This is a genomic window from Paenibacillus urinalis (genome assembly GCF_028747985.1).
Taxonomy (GTDB): Bacteria; Bacillota; Bacilli; order Paenibacillales; family Paenibacillaceae; genus Paenibacillus; species Paenibacillus urinalis.
This window is the reverse complement of record NZ_CP118109.1, coordinates 95262-116397: the sequence shown is the minus strand read 5'-3', so window position 1 is coordinate 116397 and position 21136 is coordinate 95262. Positions and strand designations below refer to the sequence as shown.

30 protein-coding genes, 1 tRNA gene and 1 pseudogene are annotated in these 21136 nt (G+C 40.4%); all 32 read right to left on the bottom strand.

Going from position 1 to position 21136, the window contains the following annotated elements; all coding sequences use genetic code 11:
• Positions 1-127: 127 nt before the first annotated feature.
• Positions 128-961 carry a hypothetical protein gene (locus tag PUW25_RS25985; RefSeq protein ID WP_274338643.1) on the bottom strand — a complete coding sequence of 278 codons (834 nt, stop codon included), beginning with the start codon at positions 959-961 and terminating at the stop codon, positions 128-130.
• Positions 962-1023: 62 nt separating this feature from the next.
• Complete coding sequence (locus PUW25_RS25980; RefSeq protein ID WP_274338642.1) at positions 1024-1254, bottom strand: hypothetical protein; 231 nt, start codon at positions 1252-1254, stop codon at positions 1024-1026.
• Positions 1255-1288: 34 nt separating this feature from the next.
• Complete coding sequence (locus PUW25_RS25975; RefSeq protein WP_274338641.1) at positions 1289-1594, bottom strand: hypothetical protein; 306 nt, start codon at positions 1592-1594, stop codon at positions 1289-1291.
• Positions 1595-2157: 563 nt separating this feature from the next.
• A pseudogene (locus tag PUW25_RS25970) lies at positions 2158-2231 on the bottom strand.
• Between the two features lie 267 nt (positions 2232-2498).
• A tRNA-Leu gene (locus tag PUW25_RS25965) sits at positions 2499-2570 on the bottom strand.
• Positions 2571-3189: 619 nt separating this feature from the next.
• Positions 3190-3423, bottom strand: coding sequence for a hypothetical protein (locus PUW25_RS25960; RefSeq protein ID WP_274338640.1), 234 nt, complete (start codon positions 3421-3423; stop codon positions 3190-3192).
• Positions 3424-3428: 5 nt separating this feature from the next.
• Positions 3429-3647: a hypothetical protein gene (locus PUW25_RS25955; RefSeq protein ID WP_274338639.1), complete on the bottom strand. Its 219-nt coding sequence runs from the start codon at positions 3645-3647 to the stop codon at positions 3429-3431.
• A 98-nt stretch (positions 3648-3745) separates the two neighbouring features.
• On the bottom strand, positions 3746-5086 hold the full coding sequence (gene dnaN / locus PUW25_RS25950) for a DNA polymerase III subunit beta (protein ID WP_274338638.1): 1341 nt from the start codon (positions 5084-5086) through the stop codon (positions 3746-3748).
• A 292-nt stretch (positions 5087-5378) separates the two neighbouring features.
• On the bottom strand, positions 5379-5684 hold the full coding sequence (locus PUW25_RS25945) for a hypothetical protein (protein WP_274338637.1): 306 nt from the start codon (positions 5682-5684) through the stop codon (positions 5379-5381).
• Between the two features lie 28 nt (positions 5685-5712).
• Positions 5713-6606: a DNA methyltransferase family protein gene (locus PUW25_RS25940; protein WP_274338636.1), complete on the bottom strand. Its 894-nt coding sequence runs from the start codon at positions 6604-6606 to the stop codon at positions 5713-5715.
• A gap of 13 nt (positions 6607-6619) precedes the next feature.
• The gene (locus tag PUW25_RS25935; RefSeq protein WP_274338635.1) at positions 6620-6853 is read right to left on the bottom strand and encodes a hypothetical protein; all 234 of its coding nucleotides are present in this window, start codon (positions 6851-6853) and stop codon (positions 6620-6622) included.
• Between the two features lie 130 nt (positions 6854-6983).
• Complete coding sequence (locus PUW25_RS25930) at positions 6984-7457, bottom strand: hypothetical protein (protein WP_274338634.1); 474 nt, start codon at positions 7455-7457, stop codon at positions 6984-6986.
• Positions 7458-7645: 188 nt separating this feature from the next.
• A complete protein-coding gene (locus tag PUW25_RS25925) occupies positions 7646-10891 on the bottom strand; it encodes a DEAD/DEAH box helicase (protein ID WP_274338790.1) in 3246 nt (1081 codons plus the stop codon).
• 11 nt (positions 10892-10902) lie between these two features.
• On the bottom strand, positions 10903-12165 hold the full coding sequence (locus tag PUW25_RS25920) for a DUF6094 domain-containing protein (protein ID WP_047912985.1): 1263 nt from the start codon (positions 12163-12165) through the stop codon (positions 10903-10905).
• 14 nt (positions 12166-12179) lie between these two features.
• Positions 12180-12644 (bottom strand): hypothetical protein, encoded by a 465-nt coding sequence (locus PUW25_RS25915; RefSeq protein WP_047912986.1) that lies wholly within the window; start codon positions 12642-12644, stop codon positions 12180-12182.
• 103 nt (positions 12645-12747) lie between these two features.
• Positions 12748-13260 (bottom strand): hypothetical protein, encoded by a 513-nt coding sequence (locus PUW25_RS25910; protein ID WP_052512156.1) that lies wholly within the window; start codon positions 13258-13260, stop codon positions 12748-12750.
• An 87-nt stretch (positions 13261-13347) separates the two neighbouring features.
• On the bottom strand, positions 13348-14019 hold the full coding sequence (locus PUW25_RS25905; RefSeq protein WP_047912987.1) for a hypothetical protein: 672 nt from the start codon (positions 14017-14019) through the stop codon (positions 13348-13350).
• A gap of 8 nt (positions 14020-14027) precedes the next feature.
• The gene (locus PUW25_RS25900) at positions 14028-14270 is read right to left on the bottom strand and encodes a hypothetical protein (protein ID WP_047912988.1); all 243 of its coding nucleotides are present in this window, start codon (positions 14268-14270) and stop codon (positions 14028-14030) included.
• Positions 14271-14282: 12 nt separating this feature from the next.
• Complete coding sequence (locus PUW25_RS25895) at positions 14283-14516, bottom strand: hypothetical protein (protein WP_047912989.1); 234 nt, start codon at positions 14514-14516, stop codon at positions 14283-14285.
• Between the two features lie 89 nt (positions 14517-14605).
• On the bottom strand, positions 14606-14842 hold the full coding sequence (locus PUW25_RS25890) for a hypothetical protein (RefSeq protein WP_274338789.1): 237 nt from the start codon (positions 14840-14842) through the stop codon (positions 14606-14608).
• A gap of 3 nt (positions 14843-14845) precedes the next feature.
• Positions 14846-15073 carry a hypothetical protein gene (locus tag PUW25_RS25885; RefSeq protein ID WP_274338788.1) on the bottom strand — a complete coding sequence of 76 codons (228 nt, stop codon included), beginning with the start codon at positions 15071-15073 and terminating at the stop codon, positions 14846-14848.
• Complete coding sequence (locus PUW25_RS25880; protein ID WP_047912992.1) at positions 15066-15398, bottom strand: hypothetical protein; 333 nt, start codon at positions 15396-15398, stop codon at positions 15066-15068. The genes PUW25_RS25885 and PUW25_RS25880 overlap by 8 nt, the downstream gene beginning before the upstream one ends.
• A 324-nt stretch (positions 15399-15722) precedes the next feature.
• Positions 15723-15980 (bottom strand): hypothetical protein, encoded by a 258-nt coding sequence (locus PUW25_RS25875; protein WP_047912993.1) that lies wholly within the window; start codon positions 15978-15980, stop codon positions 15723-15725.
• A 3-nt stretch (positions 15981-15983) separates the two neighbouring features.
• Positions 15984-16145 carry a hypothetical protein gene (locus PUW25_RS25870; protein WP_193746082.1) on the bottom strand — a complete coding sequence of 54 codons (162 nt, stop codon included), beginning with the start codon at positions 16143-16145 and terminating at the stop codon, positions 15984-15986.
• Between the two features lie 37 nt (positions 16146-16182).
• Positions 16183-16593 carry a hypothetical protein gene (locus tag PUW25_RS25865; RefSeq protein ID WP_274338787.1) on the bottom strand — a complete coding sequence of 137 codons (411 nt, stop codon included), beginning with the start codon at positions 16591-16593 and terminating at the stop codon, positions 16183-16185.
• Between the two features lie 160 nt (positions 16594-16753).
• Entirely contained in the window at positions 16754-16996 is a 243-nt protein-coding gene (locus PUW25_RS25860) for a hypothetical protein (protein WP_274338786.1), read from the bottom strand.
• Entirely contained in the window at positions 16971-17318 is a 348-nt protein-coding gene (locus PUW25_RS25855) for an eL43 family ribosomal protein (protein WP_274338785.1), read from the bottom strand. The genes PUW25_RS25860 and PUW25_RS25855 overlap by 26 nt, the downstream gene beginning before the upstream one ends.
• A gap of 13 nt (positions 17319-17331) precedes the next feature.
• Entirely contained in the window at positions 17332-18009 is a 678-nt protein-coding gene (locus PUW25_RS25850; RefSeq protein WP_274338784.1) for a hypothetical protein, read from the bottom strand.
• Between the two features lie 41 nt (positions 18010-18050).
• The gene (locus PUW25_RS25845) at positions 18051-18281 is read right to left on the bottom strand and encodes a hypothetical protein (RefSeq protein WP_274338783.1); all 231 of its coding nucleotides are present in this window, start codon (positions 18279-18281) and stop codon (positions 18051-18053) included.
• A gap of 2 nt (positions 18282-18283) precedes the next feature.
• On the bottom strand, positions 18284-18673 hold the full coding sequence (locus PUW25_RS25840) for a hypothetical protein (RefSeq protein WP_274338782.1): 390 nt from the start codon (positions 18671-18673) through the stop codon (positions 18284-18286).
• On the bottom strand, positions 18670-20037 hold the full coding sequence (locus PUW25_RS25835; protein ID WP_274338781.1) for a CHC2 zinc finger domain-containing protein: 1368 nt from the start codon (positions 20035-20037) through the stop codon (positions 18670-18672). The genes PUW25_RS25840 and PUW25_RS25835 overlap by 4 nt, the downstream gene beginning before the upstream one ends.
• Positions 20038-20093: 56 nt before the next feature.
• The gene (locus tag PUW25_RS25830; protein ID WP_274338780.1) at positions 20094-21131 is read right to left on the bottom strand and encodes a helix-turn-helix domain-containing protein; all 1038 of its coding nucleotides are present in this window, start codon (positions 21129-21131) and stop codon (positions 20094-20096) included.
• Positions 21132-21136: the final 5 nt, after the last annotated feature.

The following is a 21136-nucleotide window of genomic DNA, read 5'->3' as shown; positions in this document are numbered from 1 at the left end:
ATATAGAATATGTGGTTTGAATTAAGAACCCCAACCAAAGGTCATAGTAGTAATAACTGCATCCTCTTGGTTAGATACAACCACAGGCTTAGTTACGTCCGATGCGCTCACAGCGCCTGCTGTTACGCTAAGAATCCCTAATGTTAGCAATGCTGATAGAAACAACTTTTTCATGCCTAATCGCTCCCTTTACTATCCGGTTATATTTTTTCTCTTGACGCTTGTCGGCGTGATCTTTAAGAGATTCAAAAACTTGAATACATTCCTTAAAGTCATCTACGTTTTTCATTTTATCAGCTAATGATAAAGCGCGCAAGAGATTTTCTAAACAAAAATGTAACTCATTACATTTTTGTTTGTAAAGGGATAGTTGGCGAAAAAATCTATACTGATAAGACATGTTGACAACACCTGTGCTTTTATCGTTCTGCCAGAAATCATCTGGAATACGAGCAAGGACATGATCAATATTTATATCATTTTTGTTTGCAGCATCGAGCATTGTGATTAATCCGGCTAGGGCATCTTCAGGATGCTCCAATATATAATCAGCAATTTGATCAAGAGCTTCATTTTTTCCCATAAGGAGATCGACAACAATCACATTAATTTCAGACAATTTAGTCCAATGATTCATCCATCTGATATCCTCAGAAGTTGGCGATGAAACAGAAGACCAGTCCCTATATTTAAGAGCCCATTCTCTGGCCCTAGAGAAATCACACTTATGTTCGTAAGCTGATCCAATAGCCATATATGCGAAGCCATAATAATAAACCAGGCTTCTCTCTGCTTGATTAAAATTAACACCAGTCATCTTCGTTATATTATTAATAACATTAGTTTTCTCTATAAGTTTTTCAGCTAAAAGTATAATCTTATCCCAGTCACCAAATGAAAAAGTGTTTTTTAGCTGACTTATGAGAGAGTCTAAGTCACTGGCATCAATATTATTAATCATTTCTATTCTCCCCTCGACAATTCTCAACAGTTAGAATAAAACTTTTTTGCAAAAATGGCAAGTTATTCTTTTTTAATATCTCTCAAATTAGTGCGAATTAGTGCTGAGTAATCATAAGGAACATCTAATATTACTTGATTCGGAAAATATTCATCAACAAAGAGAGTCTTTTGATCTATATAATCTACTACTCCATTCTGCTCAATAGAGGGGATAAAAACACGATCTCCTTCTACTGGTAAGTAAACTTCCTCTTTTTCTTCCTGCTGATCGGCAAAATCAAAAAGATCCATTAATTCATCTCCTTCAACATAATAAAAAGCCGGCTTATTTGGCGGCTTCATTTTGGGATATAGTCGAGCGGACAAGCCGCTGCTCTTTTATGAATGCAGGATCTATTACCGGACGGAAAAATACTCCACAGAACCGGCAGACAATCTGGCTATTTAGAAAGACAATGCCGTCTTGTGAAACGGCAATATTATCTTCATTGTAATCACATACTGGGCAAGGGATACGAAAACTATGGACTTCCGTTAATTCGTTAATACCCATATCAGGAATCCGCGTTTGCCTGGATGATTTATATGTAGCTAATTTTCCATTACGGAGCCTAATTTCAGGGATATTCATAGGAAGCCTCCTTTATATTATGTACGCCGGTCTTTACCGCTTACCCGACTGCAGATCACCTGTGAGTCTCGGAAAGTTTTCGTTAGGGTCATTAAGCCTTGGCCTTTCGGCATATAGGATTTAAAGATAGTCTTCAGACACCCAACTGCTCGATGCCTGAAGATCCTACCTGAAATTAATAGTAAGCTTCGCCCTCGTCCAATCCATTGAGACTTAATCCGCCCCACAAACTTTCTCCATTTAACATACAAGCTGCAGGTCTTTAAGCATATAGGATGAAAGGTGTTTTTCACGATCAAGAACATTACTGTTCAAGCATCCATCCGATCCGATAAACGGAAACTTAAAGCAACCGATTCGAGTCTTCTACCCTGCCATTGGCACTTGTTGCACCTGATCCCATTTAAGCATCCATGCACCAGAAAACAATTGGACTTATAATAGCTTTCGCTACTTGCCTATATTGTTTACTTGAAAAGTTTCGTACACAACGCACCTTTTCAAGTAAATAATACAGAGGTCTCTGGCTGATCTACGGTCTTTACTTGTATGCTAAATGCAGAAGCCGGAAACGGGAATCGAACCTCTGATCTCTCGTATGGGTTTATACGAGCGCTCTACCGTTAAGCTATTCCGGACAAATCTATGTAGCGCACTGAAAGTCACTAAGGGTTCTGCGTTTCGTGTGACTAACTGCTGTCGCAAAGCAAGGGATGCAAACGGAGCCGAAACACTCCAGCTTATGATGCCGGCAAGCCACGCGTTGCCGGTCATTTAAGCCGCCCGTTTCTAATCCACTATTTACTCTCTCAGATTCGATACAAGACCAGTCTACCCGCATCAGCGTGGCTTGCGGAACCGGACAAGATCATCAGTGCGCCTACATAAGTGAATCATACTAGAATGCCACCACATCGGAATTGAACCGCATCTCATGATTCTCAGTCATGCGCTTTCCCAATTAAGCTATCATGGCAGACTCACATCCAGTATGATCATGACAACCCTCATCACACCCCTAGGTTGTCGCGGAGGGCCCATCTTTTGCCTCTCTTCATCGCCTTTTTTGCAGGTTCGGTCCTGGCTGTTGTGTAACGTCAGTTTTTGCATACTGTCGTCTGATTTTTGAATAGTCCATCCAGGCTACCGTCCTCAGTGATCGGCTCTGCAGCGCCTACAAACCTACTAACGAATAACTCCAGACTTCCTACGGCTAAATCAGATAACCTACCCTTTATAGTTCTTAGATGAGGGGAAAAAAAGGGTGAATAAAAGACCCTCATTCAACGCACAAGGTCGGCTCCTTTACCGGTTTCAGTTGCAAGCCGCTGTCCTCAAGACCGGGGGGACAGTACTCTTGTGCGCTGAATGAGAGCAAGAATGTGGGCAAGGGCCATTCTCCCTTGCATAGCAGCATTTCATCATCACGGGTAGCAGCCTAACTGACTTCCCCTTACAGGTTCCCACGGCCCTAATCCGGCTCTACGTTTCTACAGCGCGGTTTCTAGTCCGCCTCTCTGAGAATTGCGCCGGGGCTCACCGAGTCGTATCTGCCTTAGACCTAAGCGTCTCTCTTCCGCCACCACATTCTTATATCATGCATCAAAATGCTTTGTTGCAATATTGGATTGCAAAAATGAATTAAAGAGTGCATTCTTCGTGCTACGGAGCCAGCCTATATAAGCCACATTATCTGCGCCATAATAGCCAATCCGATTTACCTGTGGAACCTTTTCTTCAAACTCTTTCCAGAGCTGAGTATGCTGTTCCGGAAATTCTGAAGCGAATGCATTTGTTGCAAATATTGAACGCTGAACGTCGAAGTTCATGTACTTCAAATCCCTTCAAATTCAAATGCCATTTGATTCTCTTCATTATGCCAGATATGCTGTATTCGGCTTCCTTCTACGACATACACCTTGTTGTCGTAGTCATAAGCGCCGTCAGCCACCTGCACAGAATCACCTGATTTATATCCGGTGAAATTAAAGAAAGGAATCACACTGCCTACTGGTTTCATTGCATACATATCTTCAACTGTCATTGCTGTCATCGTTATTAGCCCCCTATTAGCATGAGCTTGTAACGCATTACATTTTGAATTATAACACGTTACAAGCTAAAATCAAGCGTTATTTTAAGATAAATTGATTAAGCTGCTCCTTCTTGGCTTTCAGTAGCCTCAGAAGCTTGCTGCTCAGCGTATTCCTCTGCACGACCAGCAAAAGGATCAGCTTCTTCTTCGTTATAATTTGACGTAAAGTTTTCGATAGATTTCGAGCTATCAAGTCTATGCTTAACAGGCACAACGACATTTACATTACCTTCAAGAGCATTAGCTTCTCTTAAGAGAAAAGGCATTGTTGATGTCATCTTAATCTCAACATGAGCAGTGCCACCAATCCTGCTTAGGGACTCAAGCAGATAACGACCATTCATCGTGGATGAAGCAAACCCGCCCTCTCCTTTTAGTGTTACCATATCTTCTAACATTGTGCCTTCATCACTATCCAGTGATTGAATGCGCATCTGGTTCTTTTCGCCATCAATCATGATTGTTATTTTAGAAGAATTAGAATCATCCAAAAAGATAGCTGCCCGCTTCACTGCGCCTAGGAACTCTGAATTAGGAACTGTCACAGTAGCCTTAGCTCCAGTAGGGATGATTCGATTTGTATCCGGATATGTGCCTTCTAATACCTGGGAGTAAAGGACAGTATCGTTCATATCGTATACTACACGAGTGTCTTTGACTGTAACCTTGATCGTATCAGCCTTCTTTTCTTTCAGATGCTTCATAACTTCATTGATTGTTATTGCAGGAACGCTGACACGCATTGGCTCACACTCAATAGTTGTCGGATGATAGACCTGCGCAAAACGATGACGATCCGTTGCAATACAGCGGAATCTTTGATCTTCAATGTCATGTAGTACGCCCTGCAAAACAGGCATGCTTTCAAGCTTAGAGGTTGCAAATACTGTACGAGTGTACATATCAAGCAATGCATCAGCAGCGATTTCGAAAGTGTTTCCTTTCTTGATCTGAGGCAGTTTTGGGAACTCGTCTGCATCCTGGACTCCAATATCCATATTAGCTCGACCTGACTTGATTCGAATGAAATTATCCCGAATAAAGATCGTCGTATTCTTTCCGCTCATTTTACTGACAATATCTAAAAGACGCTTAGCTGGAAACAAAACAGATCTCGGATCATCTTCAATCACGCAATGTGCCGGATCGATTGTTGTTTCTACAGAAAAGCTGTCGTTTACAGCTCGTAAAATAATTCCGTTATCTGTAGTAGCAAAGAATATATTTTGCAATACAAGAGTTGAATGATTATGGTTAACAATGGATACAGCTCGTCTCACTGCTTTTAATAGCTCAGCAGTCTTAATTGTTATCTTTCTTACCTTATTCGCATCATCAGCCAGCTGCAGGTCAACCTTCTTATCTAAATCAATATCATGTTCAAGTGTCATAGTCATTTCTACGCCTCCACTATTTTTTCATTTTGAGTTTACGAATAACAAAGGGAAATATATAGGTGCCAATAGCGATAAACTGATTGGAGTCGTCCGAATATTTATAAGGACGAACAACATTCAATCGAAATAGAGGAATCGGATCTATCTCTTTTCTTTTTATCTTCCAATATGAAAGAGTGTGAAGGTAGATCCCCCATCTATAATTCTTTGATTTATATATAAAACGGAAATAGTAATTCTTATCCATAAAGCACCTCATTTCCAAAAAGCCCTCGCCGTCGTAAGACGGCCGTCACCCAATGATGTTTGTTAGAATGCCAAATGGAGAAATATGCTTAATGGCTCCTGCGGGAAGTTTCGCTCCCTCTTGTAGAACCATTTCTTGAAAAGCTGAAAGCATGCCTTCGTTAACGCGCTCGCTCATTGCAATTTCACTACGCATAAAACCAAACAGAGAGAAGTCATCAGACGCAGCAGCAAATGGAACAAAGCCTTCGTTTTGGTTATATGGAAATGTATCAATTAGATTTTGTAGTTGATCTTGAGAAATCACCGATTGTTTTTCTAGTTTTTGGACTACCAATTCAGGGTTATGCATAATAAAATTCCTCCAATAAGTTAGTTTTTTATACGGGCGTGGTTGCCCAGTCTAAATCAAATGCAAGTTGTCCTTCGAGAATCTTCTTACCAGGTGATGCAGGAACAAGAGAAATTGTTTTGCTTTGCTCAAAGCCCTTAAGCCATTGTGGATGGAAAGCATACCATGGAGCATACCAATACATTTGAATCTTGCAGAGCTTAACAGCAATCTGGCTGATATCTTGGGCGAACATTCGAAGAGTATGATTAGATGCTGGAAGTATGGTAGCTCCGCAGCCTACACAGCCATCGTATACAGTCTGGCGCTTTTCCTCTTCGGGATCTCCACCCATGGTCATTTTGGTCATCATGCAAGTTATATTAAATGGTGTAGGGAAGTAGCCCAATCCAGACTTATAACCTTTTCCAGTTTCTTCTGAGAGCGTCTGAGACAAGTAATCGGTCGGATAATTTTGAACTAAAAAAATATCAAACTTTCTATAGTAATGCTCATTCAGCTCTGGTGATATATTGAGCTTTTGGTCTTCCGGTGAAGCCGCTAGACCCCACATCAGCCAATCTGCAAAGTGATCAATCGTTGATTCGTGATGATCGAGACAAGTGCGCAGCATCTTTTGAGTCTCTTCGACACCTTCTCTGCCTCGGTCTTTCCATTCAATCTGAGGAATTGGCCCACTGCCTTCGATCGTTTTCTTCTGCAATATCTCATGCCAGTAGTTCCATCTACCCCAAAGCAAATCATCGAAGGAGAATAGGAATGGCAAAAGCCACCCCCTCTTCTCAAATACCTCCGAATGATTCATTGGAAGACCGTTTACCGCTGAAGCATAGCTTTGAATGCTAGACTGCACTTTTATGAGCTGCTCCGGAAGAAAACGATCCATTTGATACAGGTCCTGGCGCTTCTTGGCTTTTGCCATCCAAGATTCCCCCTTATTCGATTGTTCTTTTGTAATATATTATTGAAAACAGTAGAAAGCCGAATCGGATGAGTCTTGGCCTCCTATCTATCCTCGGAAACCAAAATATAGGCTTGGCACACTCAAATGCAAGGGCGTGTGCTTTATTGTTGGCTGTAAACCATATTTCCACAGACCCCTTATTCTTGTTTATCCAAGGTTTAAATCTCTCTCTGATCCATCTTTTTGCCTTGATCTGCATCAGCACTCTCTCTCCTCCCCATCTTCATTGCCAGCATACAAATATTTGCAAGAATCCGAGCAAAAGTTTTTATGTTTATTGCTGGAGATCTCATCATCGCAGTGAAAACATTTCTTTACTAAAACGGCTTCCATATTTATGCTATCTCCACCGCGTCTTCATTATGGATGACCTCATAGGAGCCATCGGGCTCTCGCTTCCATACTGTGGCATCATCTTCGTCAGGATCAAAAGGATCTTGAGAATATCGCTCACGAATGTCTTCCATAGCCTCCTTCTCTGTATCAAATTTCGAAACACCATCCACAATGCCTCCGACAAGATAAACGTTAATATAATCTTGATCATAGATGCGCTCGTCTGGAGCTGCGCTCTTCTCCTGAAGCACATGCCATTTACCTTTTTCAATGTACTCAGATAATTCAGAAAATGAGCACCTGTATCCTCGTTCATTGTCGATCTCCCACGGATAGAAACAGTGAGCAGCGTAGTTAATATTGTCTTCATCTTGCAATACAGCGACTATCGTTTTTCCTTCTTCTCGCATTGCACGAAATGCTTCGTAAACGGAGCAGCGTATTGCTCCCTCTGGAATCTTTACAGCCGACATAGAATATCTCTCCTTTTGCTTGCTAGCTATACAGCAGCATATTTTGAATAGCATGAAAAACAGCAATATTTTTTAATATACTCAAAGTAATGGTAGGACCTGCCGCATTCATAACATCGAAGGCGGCACATCCATGCTTCACCGATCAAGTATTTCTTTTCAAGATAATGTTGCATTAGGTCCATAGATTAAAAGAAGGCAAAAGCGCCTTGTCCTTCCACGATTCTATCGTTCTTACGAAGCCCTTTGTTATACTCACGCACATCCTCAACGACACGGAAGATTTCTTCGATATGATCCATATAACTGTTTAGATCGTTCTGAGTAATCTTGCCGGAAGCCACATCAATACGCATCTTATTAACAAGGCCTTTCTGAATCTCACGCACTTTATCAATACCAAGTGGATTCATTTCATAAGAGTCATAACCCTCATAGGAGCTGTTCTGCAGCTGCTCATAGGAAGCATTGATTCGCTTCCATCGATCTTCAATGGAATTGATATTATCCAGTCTTCCTTCACTCATAAGCTTCTTAGCCAGTGCATTGATGCCATCGCCAGAGTCTGCCATTGCACGAAGACCCTCTTCAGAGAACTTGCCTTGCAGAGCCATTGCCGCATCAATCTTCTTCGCAATGCTTTCTAGCACATCTGCCTGGATTGTATTGCGATAGACCGACGTACTAACTTCAACTTCCTCAGTCTGTTTAATCCGCCAAGATCGGCGTGAAGCCTGCATATAGTTATAAGCACTGTAATCCATTTGATAGAAATGAATATGAGGGAACATAAGCAGATCAAGACCAACAGCGACCAGACGAGAGTTGGTTACAAGAACATCCCAATCATAGCGTTCCATATTCTTACGCAGCCAGGTTTCCCGATCCTCTTGCTTCGGCATCTTCATTCCATCATAGGTTCCAGATGAACGTAGGATACCAACATTATAGCCATCCTGTTTAAGCCGCTCATACAGCCACGTATCGACTCCATTATCTCCGCCAGTAAAACGTCCATAGACAAGTACTTTACGGCCGCGTTCCTCGATCTGCTCCTCCAGAAGGCTCTGGAGCGCATAATATTTACTTGGAGTGTAATCTTCAGGGAAATTATACGGCTGACATAGCTCCTTAACCTTGTCATGCTCATCAAGATATGTGATCGGCTCGTGTTTGAATGGCATATCTGCATACTGATAGAGCTTTGTGATATACGAGGAAAGATGCTTCATCCCGCCTTGCCCCATCGCATCCATGATGTTTTCTTCCAACTCGTCATACATTCTGCGATGCTCGTCTTCCATCTCGATGAACATTGGAATCTCACGATACGGCGGCAGTGCATAGCCTAGGTCACCCAGCTCGATAAAGGCACAGTTACTCATTAAGAAGCGCGGGAATACAAGTGGCGAAACGCCAGGCAACTGCTTCTTTCTCTTCTTGCCCTTACGATCATCGGTGAACTCTGTCATAGAACGTTCGTATACGCCATAGTTCTCAACGAAGCGGCTTTCATCATCATACGTAATACCTTCCAATTTCAGCTTCTTCGCGTCCAGTCTAGCCAGAAGATAGAAGATATCTCTTGCCATACCACCGAGAAGTGTACCTGTCAGCAAAATCTGCTTATTTGTATGATTGATCAACTGACCGAAGGCATTCGCACGATCCGAGTCTCCACTCTTGTATTCATGAACCTCATCTGCGATCAAGTATTCAAAGAATCCACGACGAAGATGTTTATTCAGATACCATGCAGGAGATACCTTTCTCTCGAGAGAGCGAGCAGGGAGCTTCTTAGCACTCCAAAAAATAAAGCCGCACTCTTGATCAGGAGAATCGCCCTTAAGACGCTGATGCTTAGGAAGAGCATCTTTTGAGACTTTATTGCGACAGCGGTAGTTTTCACGGTTTTGATTCCAAGCCCATTTGTCTTTACCGCGGCGAAGCTGGAAGTAATGCTCATCAGAGTACTTCTCTTTCGTCTTCTTAATCGGCTGTCCGCATTGAGGACAATACATAGCTTCAGGGCCAATAGCAGTTCGTGTTATCGCTGCACCATTTCTAAAGGAATTTTCTTTGGTCATACGAATGCGGATTTTCTTACCCGCTCTCTTTTGTGCAATGACTTCTTCATAGTCATGATTTTTGACATATCCTTTGCGGAAATCCATAACCGGTTCAATCGGATATGTCTGCTTTGCTGCATCAGAACTCATGACATAGTATTCGATCTCTGTCGGGCGATACGGCATATTTCTTAAGCGATGTACATCCCGCCAGTTATTGATTTGATATACTTTCACATCAGGAATACGCTCCTCTATCTCCCGCTTCCATTTTTCGACCATTATTGCTGGCACAAATACGAGTGCACGATAAGGCTTAGGTTTCTCCATGCCTGATCGAATAGCATGAGTAACATAAGGAATTAGGGCGCCCATTGGTGATTTACCAGATCCCATCTCACCGACGACAAATACGTAGTCATCCTCATCGTCTTTGATCGTATTAGCACAGCCCATAACGACATCTGCTTGTGGCGGGAACAATCCGGTAACACCTTTGGTGTTTGCATGAAGATTCGCATGATATAAAGAACGATGATGCTCTTCCTTTGTAGGATCAAAGCGCAATACAGAGTTTTCCTGAATCCGCTGGCCAAGCTCTCCTGCAAAGTTCTCGAGATACACATCCAACGTCGTGCAGTTCTTGAGTACAGATTCTTCTTCAGTTGGACCATCGTCCAGAATAGCGAATGGCATGGAATAAGACCGAATACCTTCTGAAATAATGGCTTCCAGGTTCTCTTCAGTGATTCGAAGCAAAGCAGCTTCAAGATCATAATCCTTACCATAGCTCTTTACTTCAAGGTTAGTCAGGAGACCATGATCATAACAAGCCTGCACGATCTCTTCCTTCCATTCAGGAAGCATTGGCGTATTATATCGATCATTCAGTACTCGATACACTTCTGAGAAGATATCGCCATCCCAAGCTAAGATAAGTTCAGGATGTGGCCCTAGTGGCTGTATGCCTGATTCAACGCGTTGCTTGTTTTCTAAAATGCGCATTTCCTTCTTCTTGATATCATTCTTGGCAGCTTTTGCTACATAAAGAGTGTTAACGATATCATCAATCTTTTGCTCCGATGAGTCATAAAAGTCTTTCTCTGGAACAAAGACGTTCATGATTTCATCCCGGCTTACCCCTTCACCTAATGGAGAGATCGTTCCGCTTTTATGCTCATTCATCTCATAAGCTAAAAGTGTTTGTTTCGGTCCTGCATTCATGGTATTAACCAAATACATATTATTGGCGCTTCTACCTATTCTTTCGAGGACGATCAAATCAATAAAAGTACTGATTCTAGGTCCACGACCTTTATTATGCAGGACGAGTTCAAAGAGTTTGTCCGATACTCTTGTGGCCATGACACAACCTCCTATAATAATTTGTGAAAATCACCGTGCCGATCTAAATATTTGATTCCGATATGGAAGTATTCACGATCTACGGTCTTAATCTCAGTTCCGCGATCCGTTTCTTCCTCTTCAGTAAACTCACTATTCTTTTTGACAACCGATCCTTTAACCAAGTGGCGATCCGCACCAGTGCCGATATATCCGTTTAGCAGTCCACTTGCAAGGGTTAATGATACATGTCCTTTATGCAGCTGCGTGGGTGGTTTTGGTGTGATATTATCCAGGGTTATTCCATGCTGAACAGCATAGTTTTCGACGAGCATAGACTTTCTCATGACTTGTTGAACTTCTTCTGGTGTAATCGGTCCGATCCGGAAGCTGACTACATCTTCTTTCTTTCCTTCAGGAACTTTATATAGAGGTTTCTCTTGTACAGAGATAACCGGAATATCCTTGTAAGGCTTGTATTTCGTCTGCATGATCTCGTAAGGGAGCGTATCTTGCTTCTCTGTTCTTAGGCGTTTCTTAGCGATAATAACGCACTTTCTGTGCTTCTCATATTCGCTATCATCCAGGCGGAAAATTTGAATATCTTCAAAGGCGTTGGCCAACTTAAATGAAATATGTGCATCAATAAATTCCTTCGGAGTAAGCATGATAAGAATGCCGCCAGGCTTTAAATAACGAGCAGCATTCGTTAAAAGGAGCTTATCATCACGCAAGGCAGAAGTACGTTTCTCTTGTTCACGTAATGCCTTACGATATGCAATGTTTCTATCTTCGATTGCTTTCTGAATCCGCTCTTCCATATCTACTTTGCGCTTTTCAACTTCTTCCTCCGTCATTTCAAGCTGATTCAGATCGAGATAATTATCTGCAGTAGATTGAAGCGATTGTTGTTGCTGCCGTATCTCAGCCTCAAAGTCAGGGATTTGAAAAGGATCATAGGACATAAAGATATCTTCAATGAATTGCGGGTGAATATAAGGATCAACAACTGCTAGCGAAAAAGCATCATTACTTATCTTCATCTCTCTCTTGTAATGAGAAAGGGCAACTCTTTCAAAGAAAGTACTGGCTTCCTTCGCCATATACTCACTTGCTTCGGCGCCATATAGGTAGCGTTCACTCGCAAAGTAAGTTAATTCATCTAATGTCTTGCCATTAAAAGCTTTAAAATCAAGGGCAGTAATTGACTTGCCTTCAGGGAACTCAAGAAAACTATGTAAACGCCTTGCCGTATGTCCAGACAAGGCAGCGTTAATTTGTGATGGAAAACTCATAATCAATCTCCTCCTCAAAATGGTATTTCTGAAAGTTTACTATTAGCAGAAGCGATTTCAACCATAGGAATGCCGTATTGCACACTGATCCTGAACTCTTCAATCATTGCATCAATTAGCTCTGCAGGTATACCTTTCTCAAGGTATCCTGATACAGTGCCAACAGTTTTAGAATGATAAACCTGCTTATCTACAAAACGAGAATTTTTATTGTCTGCCTCTTTCACTTCACTGAGAACAACCATAAAAGGGGCAGGCGTATCTAATGACAATAATTCAGGACCTTCTTTTTTAAAGCGTAATGTAATCTTGTACCACTGTGAACTGATTAACAGTCTTCGATGCAATATTGTATAAGCTGCCGATTTTCGATCATCCTCAAACCAATTGCAAGTCAGCAGGTTTGAAATCGTTCTTGCAGAAATGTCCGTAGTTTGAAAAGGGAATTGATTATATAAATAAGCTTTCATAAGCTCCATAGTATGGGCCTCCATTCAGTAACATAAGCTATTATAGCATGTTTTGAGCATAATAAAAGACGTTACAGGCAGAAAAATGTAACGTCTTACATTATGCAATGTTTTACTTCAATTTGCTGCGCATATGTTCACGTAGCTCTTCGAGATCAATATAGCCATCCGGTCGGATATCCATATCGTAAAAAGTGAAATCTAGAACAGCTTCTATCAGCATAGAAGGGGTGATTTTAGCCCCACCACGATATTGAGAATTTTCCGATGAAAAATTTTTAATAAATTTATCAATATCTTTATTATAGATTTGATAACTGCTGGTTGAAGGAACTTCACGATAGAGATCGTCAGGCAGCTCTGGACGCTTAACAAACCGATGCTTGGCAGTGCTTGTCTCTTGCCTAGGAAGACGTGGACGAACTACCCTCTGTTCAGTCTGTCGTGTTGCTGCAACCTGAGATTGGGCAGTTTCAATAATATCCTCTCGAATATTGCTTTCTTCTTGTTCTGGCTCAGGTGTTGGTGGCTGAGCTGCTGCAGTTCCCATTTTCGGTTTTTGCGGCTGAAGCCGGCTCTGCCCACTTGCGTTCGCGGCCGCTCTCATTAAATCTTGTGCACCCATATGTACACCTCCTCAGTCATGATTATAAATAAGCATGAGGCTGAGGTCAATATTTCATATGATATAGGATATACGAATTGTGTCGAATTATGCCGCTGGCATGGCGCTCTTAACGATTTTATGAACAGTTTGCAATTCATCAATGTCCAATTCGGTTAGATAATTAAAGCTGTGGCCTACTGCGCTCGCACATTGGTTAAAGACATTCTGGACATTGATATCCATATTGTACATTTGTTGCAAATAAAACGTGATTTGACTCTCAATATCAATGCGTCTTTTTGCTATATTTTCTGTCTCAATTACTTTTTGCATTTCCTCTTGGCTTGCGCTGCCGCTGTGATAGCCAAGATTATCTAAAGCACGGCCACTAGCCGACTCTTCACAGTTTTCTACCCAAGCATATTGATCCGCTTGGCGACCACCGGCGATAGAAAGAGAATAGCCGATAGAATCTGCACCTAAGAGCAGACCAATACTTGAAGCAACGATCGCTGCGTTATCCGGAGTAACGGACTTACATAGTTCTGTTACTGCAGTAACCGCTTCGGGTGAAAGGATGCGCTTTTCCTTATCCAGCCAGATTAAGGAAATATAGACTACATAATGATTAGCATAGTTAACGCCAGATATTTGCATTGGATAAATGATGGAATTGGGATAATCAATACGTAAGCGTTCTTTTCTTCGTTTAACAGTCTCATATTTAGATGGATCAAAGCTGGAGCGTTTTCCTCCGTTGCCGTTATTGTATGCCACTATATAATTCACTCCTTATTTTCGGGATATAGAATGGCCATAATAGATACCAAGTAATCGTGCATCATTATCCCATAAATAGCACTAGAATCGAACTGAGGGTATTGAGAAATAGCATGCCCTATCGCCTCTTTAAGCTTCTCCTCTTTACGCTCTGCTTTTTCAGCACGCTCTCTTAATTCTTCAACATAGGCGCATATATCACAACGAAGCCGGCCGTGATCTTCGCACACTTCGTCCTTGTCTTTCATAATTCACCGCCCTTAATAGCCGCCATTATTTTCACAAAGCCACTCTTTAAGCGCAATCTGCGCTTTCGCAAAGCAGAGCTGCATATCGCAATCATCCTGAACATGAATTACATTTTGGCCATGCATTTCATGTGCAGGTTTATAGCCAATGGTTATAATCCAGCCCACTATGCTTGAGTGGTAAATATCAAGCGTCCAGGAAAAATTATGACTTATGCTGTTATAAAATAAGAGAAAGTCATTCATACTCCTCCTCCTGGGATACACTTATATCTACATAAATACTGGCATCACATTGGTAGCAATCAAAATTCGCTTCCGAAGCACCCATATCCTCAACAGGTTCCCCCGCACCTTGGACAGAAAAGAATAATTCCTCGATCATAATCATCTTTAGTTCCAATTGGCAGAGCAACAAGTTTGTCTAATTGGTGATATGTGGTTTTAAAGACTTCATTAGCAGCAGCGCTTTTGCATTCTTCAAGTGTCATCTCTTTATCAACTGACACCTTTGCTGTAGTGTTATTGCTTTGACCATATACCCTATATAAGAGTTTTTTCTCTTTACTCAATTTTTACGCCTCCCAGTTTCCATAAGACCATCGCCCAATTGATACATTGCAAGGCTTGCAGAACATTTCATATTCAATGATAAGCGCGAAATCTTCGTACATATAATTACGTCCTTCTATATCAGTGCTTTCACAGATGTGACACTTTATCGGGCGACAGTCTTTGTCAATGTAACCTTCTGTAATCATTCGCTCAAGGTAATCACCGATTGTTTCTACTTCTTCATTCATCCTTTACTACCTCCAAATGTTCAAGTGGAACAATATAAGGTGCTTCGTCATGTATTATGGTTGCATATGTGCCATTTCTCTCTATCAAATGATCTACTGTTGCAACATTAGATAGATTGTATTGCCATCCGTGGTATCGCACCTTATCTCCCGGCTTAATGGTGGGTACTGGATCAGGATTGAGCAATCCTGAATCAATTGCTGCGCAAAGGTCTACGAATGCATCACCAGAATACTCAGATTCCATAAAAGGTTCAGCTTTGTCATTATTTAAAAACCATTCCTTCAGCTTATCTGCTGATATAAGGTGCTCTTGTTTACTCATAGTCTACCTTTCCACCATACTTTCGTTTTTCCTTTGTTTCTTTATTAAAAAAGTCATGTCCGGTATTGGTTAAGTACTCAACTACAACTCGCTGATTTTTAATCATCTGTTGTTCTCCCCTCCCTAATACCGTTTTACAATCTTGAAACTGATTTCTTCTTCCTTAAATTGAGGAGTAACTACACATATCTTCCGACCATCAATGTTTATAAGAATTTCATCTCCGTCTTTTGATTTCCCATCACTAACAAAGTCAGCTAAATACTCGTATATGTCAAAATTCTTCAATGTGTTCTCCCCTCCCAGGGAAAGAGACTGATGGCCTCAATCCGTCTCAGCGTTCCAACTCATATCTTGCTCCAGTTGCTCAATGAGTTCCTTTACTTCTTCGTTGTTTTCTTCCGCCCATTCATATAATTCATCCAATACTTCGTGTGCCGGCTTTAAATTGTCATAAATAGATATAACAACAGTCAGTCCTTGAGTCTGTTCAATGTTTTGAAGCTGCGTGTGTGCATTATCTGCATTAAGTGCCTTCATTTGTTCAACTAAATGTTTAATCACTTGCCCCTCTTGGCTCATCTGTTATCGCTCCTCTGCATAGTGCTTGGCTAATCTATTTACAAATTCAGAATGCTTTACAAAAACGATGTGTATGGCGAAATAGCCTAATCGTACACCTTTACTGTGCTTGTACCAGTCAAGACCTACTGTCCAATCCCGATCTAATTCTATTAGTATAAACAAGGTTTATATCTCCCCCAGAGGAAAGAGGTAGGCAGCCTCAATCCTTTAAATAATCATCTAGTTGTTTTGTTTGTCCGATGAGTTCGAAGTTTTCCATAACAAATCGTTCAATTTCTTCCCTTGTATAATTCTCATGTTGGTCAATACTTGGCATTGCGTAAAATTCACGCAAGGCAGGGAATTTATCAGGGTATTCAGATTCAACTATCGTCATTATAGTTGGAAAGTGATTTGTCCATGTGCAGTCATAAAACTTATTGGCCTGCTTATCGTAAACACCTAAACCGGTTGAACCATATCCTCTTTTTTTAAAATTAATTTCTAAATTCTTATAATCTTCTCTTTGGAAAATTACATCGAATATTAAGCGCGCATCTTTTTTCCAATTCTCTAATGTGATGACCTCTAAACCTTCGTTCTCCATAAATTTCAGCAATATGACTTCCAAAGTTTGGTCATCCATTTTGTTCAAAAAATCATAGCAGGCAAATTGCTTAGCCTTATAGAATTTCCCTTGTATATTGTTCTCCACATGACTTTCGAGAGCAATCCTTACAAGCGTAAGGGGATCATATGTGAGGATGTAATGTTTTCATATAAACTCCTTTTTATTGAGCATCCTCTGTTCTTTTCTCAGGCAATCCGAGCGCTTTGCGCCCTTCATCAGTCACTGAGAAATAAGCATCTTCATCATCCCAACCTGGACGCTTATTGGCATAGCCTTTATCAACAAGATCGTTCCAGTCTGCGTTGTTCGCACGAGTAAAGAAATAATTCCGTGTTTCATGTTCATGATAATTCAACCCAAGAGCATGTTTCATTTGATTACGTTGAGTCTCTGTTAGTTCCATATTTAGTATCCATCTCCTTACCCATGTATTTAAGCCAACAAGAATGGCAAAAGTTCTTTCCCAGTTTTAATAATGCTTCGGGGAAAGGCCAGACATTATCCTTATTCTTAATGTCGCTAGTTTCAAATTTGCAGAGATCACATTCTACAATGATAATTTTAGACGCAGTGAAAGTTGGAATAAAGTCAACATGAACCGTGAACTCTTGTCCGCAATGCTCGCACTCCCAATCGGTAGTGTTGTCATCAGACAGCCCTTCAGTAAGAGCATCACGCATATCGTTTTTTCTGCCACAATATGGGCAATCTACTTTGTCGTACAACGAAAAAACTCCTTTAATCGAAAGAGGGATTTGAGAACTCTGTCGTATACTCATCAATGATGAGTCTGGAACCGTGAATAAACATTTTGAAGATCGTTTCTTCAAGACCGTAAAGACCACCTAGAATAACGCTATTATCAAAACTCTTCTCACCAAGCATAGCGCTAGTTACAACATTATCATCCAGATATATTCGGTACTTGCATTCGTATGCTTCCTTATCTGGATTGGGATCTAAATAGATCCAAGTAAGCCCTGCGCCGGTCTCTTTTACATGAACTGAAATCTCAGCAACTTCATCATATTCAAGCTCTCCAAGTTCCATTTCAAATTCAACCATTTCTTGAATCAATTCGGATAGCTTATACTCATTCTTGCCGGTTCCAAGCATGTCTTCAAGCTGCTCCTTTAATTTAGCAGAACCAACTTCATGGATAGAACGATCAATCTCCTGTTTGATCATATTGAGAACGACATGATTATATGATGGCACGTCGAGAGACTTAAGATTAACATTAAGCGATTCTTCTACTTGTTTTTCTAATTCCTTGCCAAAATTACTGTAGGAGCGCAGGGAGTTTTCGATAACCGATTTAATTGTGCTTTTTAGCTGCTCCTTTACGACAGTTTCAATATATCCTTCTTCCTGTAGATTTACTAACTGCTGATTGATCAATGCATTCAAATCCATATGTGCTACACCTCATTATTATATTATGAAAAAGTAATGTGTTACAAAGAAATATTAAGATCGGTTTTTGATGCATTTTCGGTCGGCAAAATTTCAGCATCTAAAAGCCATTTTCGGAAATGGCCAATATGTTCACCGTGCAGTTGTTTGGAAGATGGCCTTTTGTAAAAGACCATGATTCCTTGCATGCCAAGATATATGCGTTTTCTTTTACCTTTTTGTAATACGGTTCCTGGCTTCATTACATGAAGCTGAGCCAAAGTCACAGCCATAATCATTTCTCCCCTGCAATTATATTTTCGGATTTTCCATTAAGATTTCTTAGTTCTTCTCGAATTGCAATAATACATTCTCTTACTCTAAAACCATCAATAACTTGGCCGTAATTCTGAGAAAGATTTGCTAAGATTTCAGCACTCCGAAGTATTTGCTCGTGGTGCTTCATGAATGGTATTCCAGTTTCCTGATCAATGTCAATCTCATAGAGATCAGAATCGAGCGATATAAAATCAATAGTATGTGGCTCTATATTTGGATTCCTACTATTCTTAGCTCCACAATATATGCAGTCATCTGGCAGATTGTTTTTCATATCTTTAAGCGCCCAGAATTTATTATTGCAGTCTTTGCAATGCATTAGATATCTTTCAATCTTTATGCTCATCTGACCATGAACACACCTTTCTCCTGATAATGCGAAACATGTGCCTGGATAGATTCATAGTTTACGCCAAACAATTCAGATGCTTGACGGACATAGATATCCTTTTCAACAGGATTCTCTATACTGCTAAGGACTTCAATTACTTTACGCATACGCTCATTCTGCAAGCCACTTATTCTTGACTGATGATAAACGATATCTTCATGCGTTTCTTGATAGATCCGTTTAAGCCGATACTGATTTAGTTGCATGGTATAACGCTCAATAAAACGAGCAAATGAATCATCCACCATATTGAAGTTATCGCAAACAGTGCAAGGATCAAGTCCTGGAGAGAGCGCAAGGACGAGTGGCTCAATACCATTTTCTTTTAATATTTTAGAATCACGCTGTATGGCAGCTTCACCTGCAGGATCACCATCACGCATGATTATCGCACTCTTTGCTCCTGCCCGTTTTAATAACTTGACCTGATTTAATGTAAGCGCCACGCCCATTGTAGCAACGGCATGCTGCGCCCCGTATTTATGAAGCTTAATTATATCAGTCCAACCTTCAACAATAATAGCAACACCGAATCTGCGTATAAAATCTTTAGCAATGTGAATACCATATAGATGATCGCCTTTTACAAACTCAGGATAAGGGTGATTAGCATAATTTGCATCGTCTTTCTTAAGGCCGATTCGATCTAAGTATTTAACAATAGTCGGCTTATTATCAGATTTAAGTTGATCATTTTTTGCTTTGAGAACATTATCAGGAAGCAGCACTCGACCCGTAAAACTGACCAGATTTCCCCAATAATCATAAAGTGAAAAGACAATGCGATCCTTGGTATTCCGAAAATCATAAACTTGGTCATCGCCTAATCCTAAATTCCAAAGTTTGATATCATTAATATCGAAACCCCGATTGTATAGATAATTAAGTCCTTCAGTGCTCTCTAGCAAGCGGTCATGAAACCGCCTGCCAGATTCTTCACAATATTGCACCCACTGAGATCTAATATTTTCTCTTTTTGCTTCTTCGGGATTCATCGGCGGCAATGGAATATTCAGAAAACTGGAGAGCCATTCGATCGCACCGCCCATATTCACATTTAAGATGCCTTTTAAAAAGCCATAAACATCGGATGCTTGTACCGTACTATGGTTTTTCGATCCAGCTCCGCAAGCATGACAATAAAACGTCTGAGTATCTGGACGAATTTGCATCGAAGGTGAATGATCGTTGTGAAATGGGCATATCCCAAATACATTACTTCCCATAGGAGTAAGTGTTGTAAACTGACTGATGACTTGGACAATATCAGCTTTCTCTTTCAATTCTGACTTAAAATTATCTGGGTAAAATGCAGACACTGGGTGCACCTCCTTATTCAATTTTCAAAAAGCCCCTGCCGGCGTAAGGCGGCCTGTTACTCCTTGCGGACAGCTAGTAAGAACAGCTCCTTAACTCTTTCGCCAATGTCTTTACGGAACTCCGTTTTCTGTAAAAACATAGTATGGGCTGGCTGATCAACGAAATTATCAACAATAAAAAGAAGGCTTTGATATATATTTTTTGCTTTCTGCTCTATATCGCCATTCTTGTTTTTCTTTGAACTCATCTCGTTAATTGTATCGTTCATCGTACTAATTTGATTTTGAAGTTCAGCAATTTGTTGGAGATTTTGATTCCTTTCCTCGATCAATGCTTGAATAAATTTTTTCTCTTCAATCGTAGATAATTGATCTGTTAAATCTTTAAAGAACATTTGAATTTGATTTAAACTTTCAACAGCAACAGATAAGATTTCTCGATCATCTTTTTCTAACATTATTTGTGCAGATGAAGATCTAGATTTAGCCTGAAATTCTCTAATTTGATCATCTAAAGACTTCTCTCTCTCAATAATTGATCGATTAAAAGAGTCATCTTCATCATGATTATCAGAAGAGTCCTCAGCTTTATTATTTGAAGATATTTCGCTAATAGAAAAATCGTTTTTGGAAATTATTTCCTCCTCGCCTGGGGCATCCTGTTCAATATTTTTATAATTTTCCTGATTAATTGTGTTTTCATCTATATGTTCATTTGTTTTTATTTGACTCTCCGAAGAGATTATGGATTTTGGTATATTAAGATGTTTAACACTATCTTTAATTTTTTGCATAAAGCTTTCATCATTAATCGTAGGATAGATTAATTTAGATTGAGGCACTTTTGATTCCCTCATTAAGCTAGATGATAAGCGATATATTTTTTTCTTATGTGGACCTGTTCGTCCTGTATCTACTATCTTTCCCTCATCCGAAAGTACACGTAAATGATGTGTAATTGAAGCAGTTGAAACCTCAAATTCTTGACCAAGAACTGTTGGAGATACATGAATATCTCCAACATCATCAGCCATGGTTTTTAAATGTTCGAGTAGGGTATCCCTATCCACTTTTTTTTGTGGCGCAGCACTCATTCTAA